The sequence below is a fragment of the Lentibacillus kimchii genome (assembly GCF_042666895.1).
GTDB classification, from domain to species: domain Bacteria; phylum Bacillota; class Bacilli; order Bacillales; family Amphibacillaceae; genus Lentibacillus; species Lentibacillus kimchii.
This window is the reverse complement of record NZ_JBHTGR010000050.1, coordinates 49,826-62,606: the sequence shown is the minus strand read 5'-3', so window position 1 is coordinate 62,606 and position 12,781 is coordinate 49,826. Positions and strand designations below refer to the sequence as shown.

Here is a 12,781-nt window from a genome sequence, read left to right as displayed (position 1 = left end):
ATGCTCATATTGAATCCTTTCACCGCGTCCTGGAGGACGATTGCCTCTCGCGAGAGCTCTTTGAGAGCTATAAAACGGCGTATGAAAGGGTTTCTGAGTTCTTTCATGATTATAATAACGTCCGTCTTCATGGGAGCCTCGGTTATCGTCCTCCGGCTGAATTTTTTCGTAAGCATATGCAGGCAGGCGTAACGACGAAAACGGTGACCCTATAACATTTTTTCTTGATTTTTCGTCCTGTGTTAACAGCAGCCGGAACGAGCATGAGATCAACGGCGATCGGTAGATCGGGCGTCAGCCTTTACCCTTGATCCCAGGCGCAGTGAAGGTTACATTGTCAGCGGACGAAAAACAGATGAATTCAAAGCAAATATGAGTAAACAAGAGAATTTCGCCTTACATGTCTAAAATATAGGGGCTAATCCGATTATCTTGTCTTTTGTAATTCATAATTAAGATTGTACAAATTAAAGTAAGTGTATTTAACAATAACTGCATTGTACCAGATTTAAAAAATGTAAAAAATTAAGGTTAATGCAACTGCCAAGAAAATAATTGCTAGTACCACTCTTTTTTTAATTCCCATTATCCACCCCTTTCATCAAGCTATCTTGGCTCTTATATGCCATAAAGGGCGCAATGATTTATGCCGCAACTGCGCCCGATTGCTTTAAAAAATTAAAAATCACCAATCTAATTTCAGCAGTTCTGCAATTAAATCAGAACTACCAGGCATCAATAAAATTATCGACATTACAACGAATAAGATTCCAATAACAAACAACAAGATTACTGCCTTAACCGCTGCAGAGACGCCCTTTTTCACGAATCCTACAATAATCAAAATGACACCTATTAAAAGTAATAATAAATACCAAAAACCCATCCTACCTACCACCTTTCTTAAAATTATGTGTTACTTCACTATCTGGCCCTTATACGCAATCGGGCACTGCTCTTTATTAAGGAATCGCGCCCGTTTGTTTAAATATTTTTTCACAAATTTAGCGACCATCTTCACAAGGGACCAAGTCCTGGGTGAATAACTCAAATGGAAAGTAAATTACGGGTTAGTTTACTTCATATAATTTGCGACTAACTCATAGCATCTTTCTTTTGTAAGAGTTGCTTGTGTAGCCACATACTCTAATGATTCTGTTGAACCACCTTCATATTCTAGTGATGCTTCTTTAGCAGCTTCATCTCTTTGTTTTACCCAATTCCTTTGTTCTTCTCTTAATTTGCTCATCTGTTCTGTACTAAGTTGTTCTTTTAACACCCCATAGATTTCATTCAATGTCTTATCCCATTTTTCGTATCTTTCCTCCTCTTGTTCCTCCATATCTGATGTTGTTGTTTTAGCCTCTGCGTTTTTATCTGATTCTTCCATTTCATTCAGTTTCTTAAGATATTCTTCTTTTTTATTTTCAGTAACTTCACTGTCACCATTACCGGACGTCGAAGACTTTTCATTATTTGAATTTGTAGATGTATTTTCAGAAGTATCTTCTTGTTCATTTATCTGGGTGTCATTCGTATCTTTTGAGCTTTTATTTGATGCGTCACCATTTACATTTTGCGTCGAACTGCTATCTGGTGACCCATTGTTTGACTTAGCATTTGACTCCTCAGATGAGTTTTCGCAAGCAGCTAATATAACTAATACTACTGTTAAAATTACCATTAAAAATTTACGATTAATTTTCATTAAAATACTACCTTTCATCTGTAATCTGATTCGATGATTTGAGAAACGATGTGATGTTATTATTTTGTAATTGCGCCTGATTATTTAATACTTCCACTCGTAAACGGCAAATGCGATAAGTAACAGAATAAATAAAACATACTCAACAGCGATACGTTTTTTGCTTTTATTATGCTTTTTAATTTCCTGTCGCTTTTCCCTTTTAATGTCGTTATCTGTATTCGTTAATATCCAAAGTATTGATGTTACAACAAGGACTATAGCACCCATATTCAGCAGAATATTAAGATCTACAAATTCATCTTGACTAAGAGAGCTATATAAATACACTCCAAAACTTATGACTATTGGAGAAATAACAAAATGACGAATCAGTAATTTATTTTTTAGTCTTTTACGCTCATTGACAGGAATAAAATCACTAATATTCAACACCCCGATAATTATTTTGGTCCACAAAATGGCCCGTTTGTTTTAAAACCATTTTACTTATTTTGTTTTTGCCAATGCCAGGGATTAAGTGCATACTTTATCAATCCGTAAACCAATAGCCCAGCAATAACAGCCATCAAAACAATGGATAACCCGTAAGGTAACGGTATACTAGCTATTAAAGGTAATATAATCATAAACAAAATATCTAGTCCAATTGCCTTTAACCTTTTTACATTAGATACCTGACTATTTTTATAAGCTAAACAAATGAGTCCCAAAATCCCCATTATTAACCATTCCCAAATAAAAGCGTCTTTATTTGGTAGATAATAGCCAAAATAGCCTGCTACGGCACCTCCAATTAGGATATAGCCTAATCGTGCTATATTAAATACAGTTAATACCATAAATTTCCTGAACCACCTAACGTTATCAGAATGACGCACGTCCTTAACACAACCTTTTATACAACAATAGGCCATTACCTATAAAATAACCTGCTACAGCAATTCCTAAAGCAATCCAGAAAAGGTCGAATTACATAATGATAGCCCCCAGTTTATTTATTCATCTGGCTCTTTTTATCCATTCCATGATTTAGTTTATGCTTTTTTATTCCATCAAATCTATTCATAAATCACTTATTCTTACGATTTCACCTATATTTGAACCTATCCAGGCTCCTATAAAAGGATAAAGAATAAACAATTCCTGTCTTGTATCACTAAAATTCGTAACAGACACAAAGACCGTTAATAGAATGCTGCAAATACTGATTACAACAATTTCTATTATCGTACTTCGCTTCCAGCGTTTCTCTCCCAAACGATCCCTGTCAAAGGTCAGGACACGACTGCTTGTTTTTGTGAATGCCTTCCCTGTTGTAAGCTCATACAGTTTGTAAACTGTCATGATCCATGAAAGAAAACAAAATAGAAGGACTAAGGAAAATGGCTTTCCTGTTTCCTCAAGATAAACACACAGAAGAAATAACAACAGCACTACAAAATTGAATTGAATTAGCTGCCTCTTTTTTAAGCGCTTAACTTCTTGTATATCCCAATCTATCTCATTCATCTTATCCCTTCTAAGCGGAAAAATTTAAAACCCAAAATATTGCCATTATGACAGCAATACCCAGATACATAAATGTTTGGTCACGTTGCCAGCGACTCTGATTTAACAAAACATGAATGAACCCGATCGGAGGCACTATGACACACATCGCATATACCCATTTTTCTCTTAAATACCAGGGGCGCGCCACCGCAATGCTATGTTCTTCATCATTCGATAATTTTAGAATCATGGGATATGTGATAACGATTATCAAAAGCAAACTAACAATCATAATAAGTAGAATAGTTCCTGGGAGATTCAGCTTTTCTGCAACCCGCAGTAATAATAACGACAGAAATAAAAGAAAGATTCTTTTTGCGATTGCTGAATCGTTTTCATATTGTTCGTCACCACAATAGGGACAGGTCATCCCATAAGATAATACCAATAACTGATTAACTGTTTGTCTCCAAGTCCACTTTTTTCCGCAGCTCTGGCAAGTTGGCATCAAATCCCCCCCCTTTTGTGCAACTAATCGTTTCCATTTTGTATAACGGTTACCCATTTCCTGATTATTCCTTATGAACACCATTATATACTATCATTCACGCAGTATCCAAATGATGATTCAGATTATTTAGTTCATAAAAAAAGCGTGGCCCCTCACCATTTTCATGGCGGGTACCACGCTTTATATGCGAATCCACTGGGGTTTGTTCAGCATGCTTGCTTAAGCTTTAAAAGCGTTTGGCACCGATGTATTTGTCTTGCCAGTAGTCAATAGTCAAGGACGTGACTTCGACACCGGTATCTTCGGTTCCAGCATGAATCATCTTGTCATTGCCAATATAAATGCCGCTGTGGGAAACACCATCTTTGTATGTATTCTCAAAGAAAATAACATCGCCTGGCTGTGGATTATCAACATTTTGTCCTTTATCTGATGACCACATCTGGGCATGTGTTCTGCTTAGATCGATACCCTGTTGCTGGAATACATAGTCAATAAAGCCGCTGCTGTCGAATCCTTCTTCTGGTGTTGTGCCACCGGTAACGTAAGAAGTGCCTACCAGATTGCGTGCAGTCGATACCGCTTGATCATTACTGACACTGTCATTGTTAACCGTTTGTGATTTTATTTGCATGGTCTCGGGCTGGTGGGTGGCTGCATCGCTGTCCAGCGCATTCAATGTCGGCGCATCTACAACGCCATCAGCATCCCAGCCTTGATCATTCTGGAAACGGATGACTTTAGCTTCTACATTGGGACCGTAAATGCCGTCAGTGCTGACGTTATAACCATGATTCTGCAATTGCTGCTGCAGATTTGTAATTTCCTGACCTTGTTCACCCTGGTCCATAACAGCAACGCCAGCTGCTCCTTCACTGGATCCTGCTGCATCCGGAGCACCATGTGCCGAAACAGTGCCTGCCATAAGCGGGCTAAAGGCTACAGAAGTTGCCAGCAGCGCTGATACAGTACCCTTCTTCACAGTAAGCTTCATCGCCATTATAACCATCCTCCATATCATTCGTTTGATTGATTAGTTTGTGTTTGCTGATTCCTCATTATAGCAAACAATTATTTCAGAGGATTTAACAGGTTACTAACATTTGATAACAATTTGATACGAAGTGTTAATTGGCATTTTTTTCTGTTGCGTCAGGGTTCTTCTTCTTATGATCAGACGACTTTTTACCCTGCTTATCTGCTTCGTCTGCTTTTTTATCGCTGGATGGCTGCTTTTTCTGTTTGTTTGCTTCACTACCGTTATTTCCATTGGCGGATAACTGCTTATCCTGTTTGTCTGTCTTATTACCGTCATTCCCATCATTGGACTTTTTCTGTTTGTCTGTCTCATTCCCGTCATTGGGCTTTTGTTCATTCTGCTTCTGCTTATCTGCTTTATCATTGCCTTCGTCGCCGGATGGTTGCTTTTTCTGTTTGTCTGCTTCATCGTCTTTCTTATCATCTGACGGTTCCTCATTCTGTTCCTGCTCCGACTGTTCTTCTTCCTTTTGTTTCGTCTCGTGCTCTGGCTCAATCTCCTTAGGGTCAGGCTGTGTTCCCCGCACATACAGCTCTGAATTCATGGAAACAACACTGCTCGGTTTTTCAAAGTCAGCCACATTGGGATCCGATACATCCGTCATGAGCTTTCGGAAAACCTGTTTGGCAATAGCCTCTTCGCTGTCACCTTGAATATATTGTATACCGTCATCATCTTTTTTGAATGATGGATAGCCGGTCCAGACACCAAGGGAGTACTGGGGCGTATAGCCGACAAACCACGAATCATTAATACCATCTGCTATGCCATATTTCTGTCGTTTAGCCTTGGGAATGTTGGTTGAGCCCGTTTTTCCGGCGAGCGGCAATCCCGCAATATTTGCTTTTGTGCCGGTTCCGCTCGAGACAACCGTTTTAAGCATATCTGTTACCATATAAGCCGTATAATCCTTCATCGCTTTATGAGACTCTGATTCCGGCTTCCATTCCTTTCCGTTCGGGAATTCGACGCGTCTGACGGCAGTTGGCTGGTTATAGGTACCGCCATTGCCAAACGCGGCATAAGCTTCTGCCATTTGCAGCGGCGTGGCACCCTCGTCAAAACTGCCAATCGACGCCGACTCATAAATTGGATCAATCTTAATGCCCAGCCCTTTAGCAAACGTCTGGGCTTTATCTTTGCCCGCAGCTTGAAATGCCTTCAGGGCAGGAATATTCCGTGACCATGCTAAAGCACGCCGCATGGGAATATTGCCCCAGTATCTGTTATCCCACTCCCCGATTGGTTTGCCATTACTGTACTCGTATTTCTCGTCTTTCAGTGTATGTGACGTAGACCACTGCAAATCATCAATAACAGGACCGTAATCCAAAATAGGCTTAATCGTAGAGCCTGGCGAGTTGCCAATAGCTGATCCATAATTATGATAGCCGACCGCTTTAAAGTGACGTCCACCGCCAACGGCTTTGACCTCTCCTGTTTGTGTATCAACCAAGGAGATTCCCGTTTCAAAATTGTCATCCGGATAAGGAATCTTATCCGAGCGGAGAATGTTATAAACAGAACGCTGAGCCTTTGAATCAAGGGTTGTATAGATCTTCAGACCGCCCTGATAGAATTCTTTTTCAGAGACTTCCTTCTTCTGATTGACCAGTTGATCATACACCGTATCGACAAAAGCTTTATAAGGCTGATCATTCGGCTCTTCTTGCTCGTCATCCCGCAGGATATCTGAGATGGATTGGTCCTTCGCCTTTTGAGCCTGTTTCTGGGAGATGGCCTGATTACTGACCATGGCTGACAGGACCTGATCACGGCGTTCTTTAGCCTGTTCCGGATGTTTAAGAGGATTATACGCACTTGGCGCATTCGGCATTCCCGCCAATAAAGCGACTTGCGATACATTCAATTTGGACAAATCATCTTCACCAAAATAGGATTTTGCGGCTGTCTTGATACCATAGGCTCCATCACCAAAATAGGCATTATTCAAGTACATTTCGAGAATGCTATCTTTGGAGTACTTTCGTTCCAATTTCAATGCAAGCCATGCTTCCTGTACTTTTCGCCTTAAGGTTTTTTTCGAGCTTAAAACAGTCCGCTTAACGAGCTGCTGGGTAATGGTCGAACCGCCCTCTGCTCCCCAGCCCTCTTGGATATTAGCCTTCACGGCACCAAGTATGCGCCGAAAATCAAGCCCATTATGGTCATAAAACCGTCTATCTTCTATTGAGACCACAGCATCCTTTGCCATATCCGGAACGTTGTCAATGTCCACTTTAATGCGATTATGCTCATCAAACAATGTGCTGACAAGCTTGTCATTCTGGTCATAGATCCGGGTTGATTGCGGCGTCTGCAAATCACTCGCCTTCAGTGTCGGTGCATTATGAACCATGATAATGACCATAATGCTAAAGGCAAGAGCCATTAGCAAAACCACAGTCCCTATGCCAAGCAGACCTTTTTTCCATAACCCTCCTCGCTTATGTGACTTTGCCTTTTTGTTCTGATGCCGCCGTTCCATTCGTGATGTATTTTCTTTTGACATGTTTTATCCTACCTCATCTCATCATCTATGTGGATTCCTATACCCGTTATCCAGTGTATTTAAAATTCTACCGCTATGTCTTTTTTGTATAAAGCATTTAACACATTAATATATGAAATTTTTTTGACCGTCGTTCCTGTACGGGCAAGTTCTGTGCCATCATGCAGATCGCACACCCCCTGTTCCAAATATGACCTATTGTAACGCAATCGTTTCTTATAGTACGATAGTTTTATATAATTGGTTAGATATCGGGATCAGATGCCTGCTGCCGTCTGGCATACTGGCTACAAGGAGAGGATCGTGTGTCATTTCAATATGGATCGGATGCACCAGAGATCAGAAATCCGTTTAGACAGGAGGGGCTTCTCTACTTAATCAGCGGCGTTATCATTGCCATCATCGGAGTGATTTCCCTGCTGACCCTAAAGGGACAGATTGAAGATAATGGGCTGGCCACAGGCTGGTTCGGGCTTGCAGTGACCCTGATTTTACTGGCGGGCGGAGTTCACTTCGTCACAAAAGGGATCTTTAAAATGTCCCGGTTCTATGTCGGACGGGATGTGCCCGCGAGCCTGGCGGAAAACAGGACAGAAGGTGCGGAGGCAACGACCAAAGCGAGCGTTTATTACAATGCCCAGGAAATCGCGCAGATGATCAAAGGGCGCAAGAATCTGACATTCCGCGAACCTGTGACGCTGTTTGATCGTGTACTGCACAATATTTTTCCCAATTTCATCTTTCTCCCGATTGCCATGCGGAATTATTTGCATATCCTGGTTCGCAATACAGCCTATTCGCTGATCACACTGGGCGTCTACTTATTAGCCCTTCTTTCCGGTTCACTTGGCCTGACGCTTCTCACAACGTCATCTATGTCGAAATGGCTGGGGATCCTGCTTGCGGTGTTCCTGTTTGTCTTATGGGTCGTCACACCAATATCGGCTAAGAAAATTAATGCAAATATCTTATATGATGGCCAGAGATCACAGCTTATCTGGGTAGTTGTGCTGACGATTCTTATCCCGGCTGCAGCGGAACTCCTGTTAAGACAGGGCATCACCATCCCGGAAGCGCCGTTCAATCCCGCTTTTGCGCTTGTCGTCAGTTACGCGCTCATTCTGCTTGTCGCAACAGCCGGCATGACGCTTGCCAAGTTACGCTCAGAGCTGACAAAGCCCTTAACAGAAGTGTCGGAGTCGATTGATCACTGGCAGGAAAATGTTCATCCGAAAGATTTCTTCCGGGCGCTCGATCTGAAAATGACGGATTTACGGTACAAAGAAATGCCTAACCGCGTTTACCGCGAGCTGAATCCGAATCTGCATATGGAAGGCAACATGGATAAAGGCAGTTTTGACGGGGACACGATTCAGGAAACGCAGCCTGTCTACCAGGACATCAGCTACCCGGAACCTTTGAAAAAAATTCGCTTCGGTGTGGCTGTCGGCGGCCATATTTTGCTGATTATCGCTGCTTTTCTGCTGTTTATTCTGAATCAGAGCCGAGGCGGATCTTTTCCTATCAGCAGCCTGTTTACAGGAATCTTCTTCCCAGGCATCTGTTTCGCAACCGGGCTTGCCCTGCTGACCATGGCTCATGTCTATTGGGGCGAAATGCAGTTTAAAAGCTATCTTGTCCAGTTTCAGGGAGAAGGCACGTATTCGGAGTCGAAGCTGTCCGTCGGCATGTCGGTAAACGACTCAACCCAAAGTGAAAATACCGTTATCAGATCATCCTTCAGCACGTGGTTTTTAGCATCAGAACTCGTCACGAGCACCCAGGCGCGTTCAGGAAGGCATGCGCTCGATGGCCCCCGCTACATCCTGGGCATGCATAAATCGGATGAACTGCTGAATCAGCTGGTCAGCCACGTTAATGATTACCTGGAAGAAAAAGAATTGATCGCCGTTTCCTCCTCGGAAAAAGACGGCGAAGCGATGCAGGCTCTCTACAGTGCTAATAAAGCTGCACCGGGCCTTAACGACAGGCAAAAGCCTACCCAGGCGGAACTGGCCAAAGGGGCTAAACAGCAAACAGCAGACGATGAGCCGGATGAGAACAGCTAAACCTTGCACATAAGCTGGTCCCGTGGCTGAAAGACGTTCAGAACATCCAGCCACGGGACCTCTTCAATCTCATGTCTGACGTTTTTTTAGTTCAATTCTTCCTGTTCCATATCATTAAGGTTTTTGCCGTTATGCTTCCATCGTCTTCTCCCATTTTCTGCCCCTCCAGCTATAGCTGGCCGCATAACTCGGACTATTAAATATATAATCATCCGTAAATTCATAGAGATTTTTGCTGCTATGTTCTTTCAGTACGTCTCCTGTAATCAATTAGAAATAGCCGTATTAAACTTCCTGACAAACGAATTCCTCCAACTGGATGTATATCCTTCTGTATGTCGACACCCTTTATCAGGCATTATCCTTAGCGCTGACTTCATGAAACGCAGCTATATCAAAGTTTGCGTGTATAGCGTTCCTTGATTGAATTTGTTCGATTAATTGGTCGCATATGCTAAATAACTTATCAATTTGATTGACAATTCTTTTTTGTTCACTTACAGGAGGTAAAGGGAATTTATATTTTTTCACATCATTAGCAGATAAATTGGGTTGAGCAGACCCATTATCGTGAAAAGATATCATATTCTTTCCAAGATTACTTATTAAATAATAATACAAATAACTGCTGTATAAACCCACATATGGTCTTATAATAACTAGCGAGGAAGCTATAGCTCCTTTCTCAAGGTCATTTACTATGCTTGTTTTTCCAAGAGTACCTCTCAAACAATATAATAAATCACCGTTGTTTACCTTTCCGCTTCCTAATAATTCAAATCTTTCTTCAGTTATAAAACTTAATCTTGATTTATCAATACTTCCCTTGTATAAACTACCTGCATTAATAAATGGTATTCCTGATGAAACTAGTTTGTCTTTGGAAGGATAGTTTTTACCTCTGTCTCCATTAATAAAATGTGCAACAGCATTTAATCTCACCCATTCCCATCCTTCAGGCAGCTCATAAGGTTTCTCGTCTTCCTTAATATCTGGCAGCTTTTTCGGTTTCCGGATTTTCTTTTCCTTCACTAACTGCTCTTTCTCTTCTTCAATTTGCTTAAGCAGCACTGAAGCTGGTTCATCATTCGGATCCTGTTTTACTAATTTTCCTTGAACAGTCAGATTCAACAGACTTTGCTTCAACAATTGAACATCATCTTCTGTTTCGCAAAGACTATCCATATGCTCAACAGCAAAATTCAAATCCTCGTATTGAGACGGATTATTGGCATCCTGAATCCTGTTGAACACACCCTTATTCAAACTTGAATTAGAAGTATTCTTTTTTTGAATTTGTTCTTCTAACTGATCACATATACTAAATAGCTTATCAATTTGAATTACAATTCTTTTTTGTTCTTCAATTGGGGGAAATGGAATAAGTATAGGGTATATTTTTCTTCCGGATATAACTGGTTGAGCAGTTGCACTAGCATTTATTTTCAAATTGACTGTTTTAAGTATATTATACAGCCAATGAATATCAATATTGTCTTTTGAAAAGCTAACAATAAATGCATTATCAGTGACCCATGATTTTTGCGGTAAGATATGTACACTTCCACAGTAATATCCAACTCTGCCAATAGCTAATGTTGAATAATTACAATTGTAATTGCTATGATAGCCATTAATACCATTTCCACCATATACAGGGATGTTTCCACCATGATCCATTTCTTTTTTAGTTAAATTTGTACCTGAAGAAACAGAAATTAACTGTCCTAGTCTCACCCATTCCCATCCTTCAGGCAGCTCATAAGGTTTCTCGTAATCCGTAATCTCCGGCAGTTTTTTCGGTTTCCGGATTTTTTTCTCTTTCACTAATCGCTCTTTCTCTTCTTCGATTTTCTCAAGCAATACGGAAGCTGGTTCATCATTGGGATCCTGCTCGACCAATTCTCCTCGCATAGCCTTCTGTAAAATGAAATCTTTTAATTTCTTCACATCATCTTCTGTTTTTACAATATCCTGAAAGTGCTGTAATACGTTCATTCAGACACCTCATTCAAAATCGCGGACAGTTCGTCTGCTAGTTTTTTCTTCGTTTGTTCAGCATTAGCTGCTGCTTCTTCATATTGTTTCAAAGCTTCTTCAGGATCAAGCTGGTCTTCTTCGGCTACATAGGGATTTTTAATATCTAGATTGTAATTACGCTTTTTGATTTCCTCGGCTGAAACTTTCCAGGCATACCGATTTTCTTCACGATTATGCCACCAGGCCTTTTCAGGCTCAAATTCTTCAATACGGATCGGTTTCGTCTTACTGTAGCTTTTCTGACCTTCTGGATAAGGATGTTCATAATACCAAATCTCTTCCGTTGGCTGACCTTTTTGAAAGAATAATATGTTAGTACGAATGCCTGTATACGGTGAAAAAACATTATGCGGCAGTCGAACAATCGTATGCAGGTTGAACTCATTCAGCAACTTTTCCTTAATGCGTGCTTTGATGCCCTCATCTCCGAATAGAAAACCGTCTGGCAGGACAATGGCACCTCGTCCATTGTTTTTCAGCAATTCCATAATCAGCACCATGAAAAGATCTGCCGTTTCCTTCGTCTGAAAACCGGAGGGAAAGTTGGTTTCAATCCCGTCTTCCTCCGTGCCCCCGAATGGCGGATTCGTCACAATGACATCAACCCGGTCCTTATTCGTATAGTTGCGAAGGGGCTGTGCCAGGGAGTTATCATGCCGGATCCGGGGAATCTCAATACGATGCAAAATCAGGTTGGTCATTGCCAGCGTATGAGGCAATGGCTTTTTCTCCACGCCCAGGATTTTTTCCTGAAGCTCTTGATTTTCTTCAACGCTTGTCGCTTGTTTGCGCAGCCGCTCAATAGCACTGGTTAAAAAGCCGCCCGTGCCACATGCCGGATCCAGGATCTCCTCGCCCAGCTGCGGATCAATCATATCAACAGCAAATTGCGTCACCGCTCTAGGAGTGTAATATTCACCACTATTACCAGCAGATTGCAGGTCTTTCAAAAATGATTCATAGAAGTCATTAAACAGATGACGATCTTCGGAGCTGTTAAAATCAATTTCATTTATTTTGTTAATTACTTGCCGGATAAGCGTACCTGATTTCATATAATTAAAATTGTCCGCAAACACGGCTTGTACCATATTGGCGCGAGAATAAAAGTCAGTGGCTTCAAGTTCTTTCAACCCGGGGAAAAGTTCGTCATTGATAAAATGAAGCAGCTTGTCTCCTGTCATGCCTTCATCGTCCGCTGCCCAATTCCGCCAGCGCAGGTTTTCAGGAATGGGCGATTGATAATCGTCTTCCATAACCTCCAGTTCCTCTTCTTTATCATCGAAAATTTTCAAGAAAATCATCCATACCAACTGCGCAATCCGCTGAGCGTCACCATCGACACCCGTATCCTGCCTCATAATATCCTGAACATTTTTAATTAAAGTCGTTATGCTCATGTTGCTCC

The 12,781-nt window shown here is 41.3% G+C and carries 12 protein-coding genes; 2 read left to right on the top strand and 10 right to left on the bottom strand.

The annotated features are described in order from the left end of the window. The first annotated feature begins 8 nt into the window (after positions 1-8). Entirely contained in the window at positions 9-215 is a 207-nt protein-coding gene (locus ACFQU8_RS10480; RefSeq protein WP_382359666.1) for an integrase core domain-containing protein, read from the top strand. A 470-nt stretch (positions 216-685) separates the two neighbouring features. On the opposite strand, the gene ACFQU8_RS10475 is transcribed toward ACFQU8_RS10480, so the two are convergent. The 8 genes from ACFQU8_RS10475 to ACFQU8_RS10440 all read right to left on the bottom strand — a co-directional run bounded on the left by ACFQU8_RS10475 (position 686) and on the right by ACFQU8_RS10440 (position 7,264). Continuing rightward, entirely contained in the window at positions 686-886 is a 201-nt protein-coding gene (locus ACFQU8_RS10475) for a hypothetical protein (RefSeq protein WP_382359663.1), read from the bottom strand. A gap of 189 nt (positions 887-1,075) precedes the next feature. Beyond that, entirely contained in the window at positions 1,076-1,726 is a 651-nt protein-coding gene (locus ACFQU8_RS10470; RefSeq protein ID WP_382359660.1) for a lysozyme inhibitor LprI family protein, read from the bottom strand. Positions 1,727-1,792: 66 nt separating this feature from the next. Next, the gene (locus ACFQU8_RS10465) at positions 1,793-2,140 is read right to left on the bottom strand and encodes a hypothetical protein (RefSeq protein ID WP_382359657.1); all 348 of its coding nucleotides are present in this window, start codon (positions 2,138-2,140) and stop codon (positions 1,793-1,795) included. A gap of 53 nt (positions 2,141-2,193) precedes the next feature. Continuing rightward, positions 2,194-2,550, bottom strand: coding sequence for a hypothetical protein (locus ACFQU8_RS10460; protein ID WP_382359654.1), 357 nt, complete (start codon positions 2,548-2,550; stop codon positions 2,194-2,196). A gap of 223 nt (positions 2,551-2,773) precedes the next feature. Beyond that, on the bottom strand, positions 2,774-3,220 hold the full coding sequence (locus ACFQU8_RS10455) for a hypothetical protein (RefSeq protein WP_382359651.1): 447 nt from the start codon (positions 3,218-3,220) through the stop codon (positions 2,774-2,776). Between the two features lie 10 nt (positions 3,221-3,230). Beyond that, positions 3,231-3,767, bottom strand: coding sequence for a TIGR04104 family putative zinc finger protein (locus ACFQU8_RS10450; RefSeq protein WP_382359648.1), 537 nt, complete (start codon positions 3,765-3,767; stop codon positions 3,231-3,233). Between the two features lie 172 nt (positions 3,768-3,939). Further along, the gene (locus tag ACFQU8_RS10445) at positions 3,940-4,713 is read right to left on the bottom strand and encodes a C40 family peptidase (RefSeq protein ID WP_382359645.1); all 774 of its coding nucleotides are present in this window, start codon (positions 4,711-4,713) and stop codon (positions 3,940-3,942) included. Between the two features lie 127 nt (positions 4,714-4,840). Then, entirely contained in the window at positions 4,841-7,264 is a 2,424-nt protein-coding gene (locus tag ACFQU8_RS10440) for a transglycosylase domain-containing protein (protein ID WP_382359642.1), read from the bottom strand. Between the two features lie 305 nt (positions 7,265-7,569). On the opposite strand from ACFQU8_RS10440, the gene ACFQU8_RS10435 reads away from it, so the two are divergent. Then, positions 7,570-9,333, top strand: coding sequence for a hypothetical protein (locus ACFQU8_RS10435; protein ID WP_382359639.1), 1,764 nt, complete (start codon positions 7,570-7,572; stop codon positions 9,331-9,333). A gap of 351 nt (positions 9,334-9,684) precedes the next feature. On the opposite strand, the gene ACFQU8_RS10430 is transcribed toward ACFQU8_RS10435, so the two are convergent. Next, complete coding sequence (locus ACFQU8_RS10430; protein WP_382359636.1) at positions 9,685-11,331, bottom strand: restriction endonuclease subunit S; 1,647 nt, start codon at positions 11,329-11,331, stop codon at positions 9,685-9,687. Then, a complete protein-coding gene (locus ACFQU8_RS10425) occupies positions 11,328-12,773 on the bottom strand; it encodes a type I restriction-modification system subunit M (protein WP_382359633.1) in 1,446 nt (481 codons plus the stop codon). Before ACFQU8_RS10425 ends, ACFQU8_RS10430 begins: the two co-directional genes overlap by 4 nt. Positions 12,774-12,781: the final 8 nt, after the last annotated feature.

Bases quoted from the DNA above. Each gene is read 5' to 3' on its own strand.
- ACFQU8_RS10475 (WP_382359663.1), bottom strand. From the start codon at position 886: ATGGGTTTTTGGTATTTATTATTACTTTTAATAGGTGTCATTTTGATT.
- ACFQU8_RS10470 (WP_382359660.1), bottom strand. From the start codon at position 1,726: ATGAAAGGTAGTATTTTAATGAAAATTAATCGTAAATTTTTAATGGTA.
- ACFQU8_RS10460 (WP_382359654.1), bottom strand. From the start codon at position 2,550: ATGGTATTAACTGTATTTAATATAGCACGATTAGGCTATATCCTAATT.
- ACFQU8_RS10455 (WP_382359651.1), bottom strand. From the start codon at position 3,220: ATGAATGAGATAGATTGGGATATACAAGAAGTTAAGCGCTTAAAAAAG.
- ACFQU8_RS10450 (WP_382359648.1), bottom strand. From the start codon at position 3,767: ATGGGTAACCGTTATACAAAATGGAAACGATTAGTTGCACAAAAGGGG.
- ACFQU8_RS10445 (WP_382359645.1), bottom strand. From the start codon at position 4,713: ATGGCGATGAAGCTTACTGTGAAGAAGGGTACTGTATCAGCGCTGCTG.
- ACFQU8_RS10440 (WP_382359642.1), bottom strand. From the start codon at position 7,264: ATGTCAAAAGAAAATACATCACGAATGGAACGGCGGCATCAGAACAAA.
- ACFQU8_RS10430 (WP_382359636.1), bottom strand. From the start codon at position 11,331: ATGAACGTATTACAGCACTTTCAGGATATTGTAAAAACAGAAGATGAT.
- ACFQU8_RS10425 (WP_382359633.1), bottom strand. From the start codon at position 12,773: ATGAGCATAACGACTTTAATTAAAAATGTTCAGGATATTATGAGGCAG.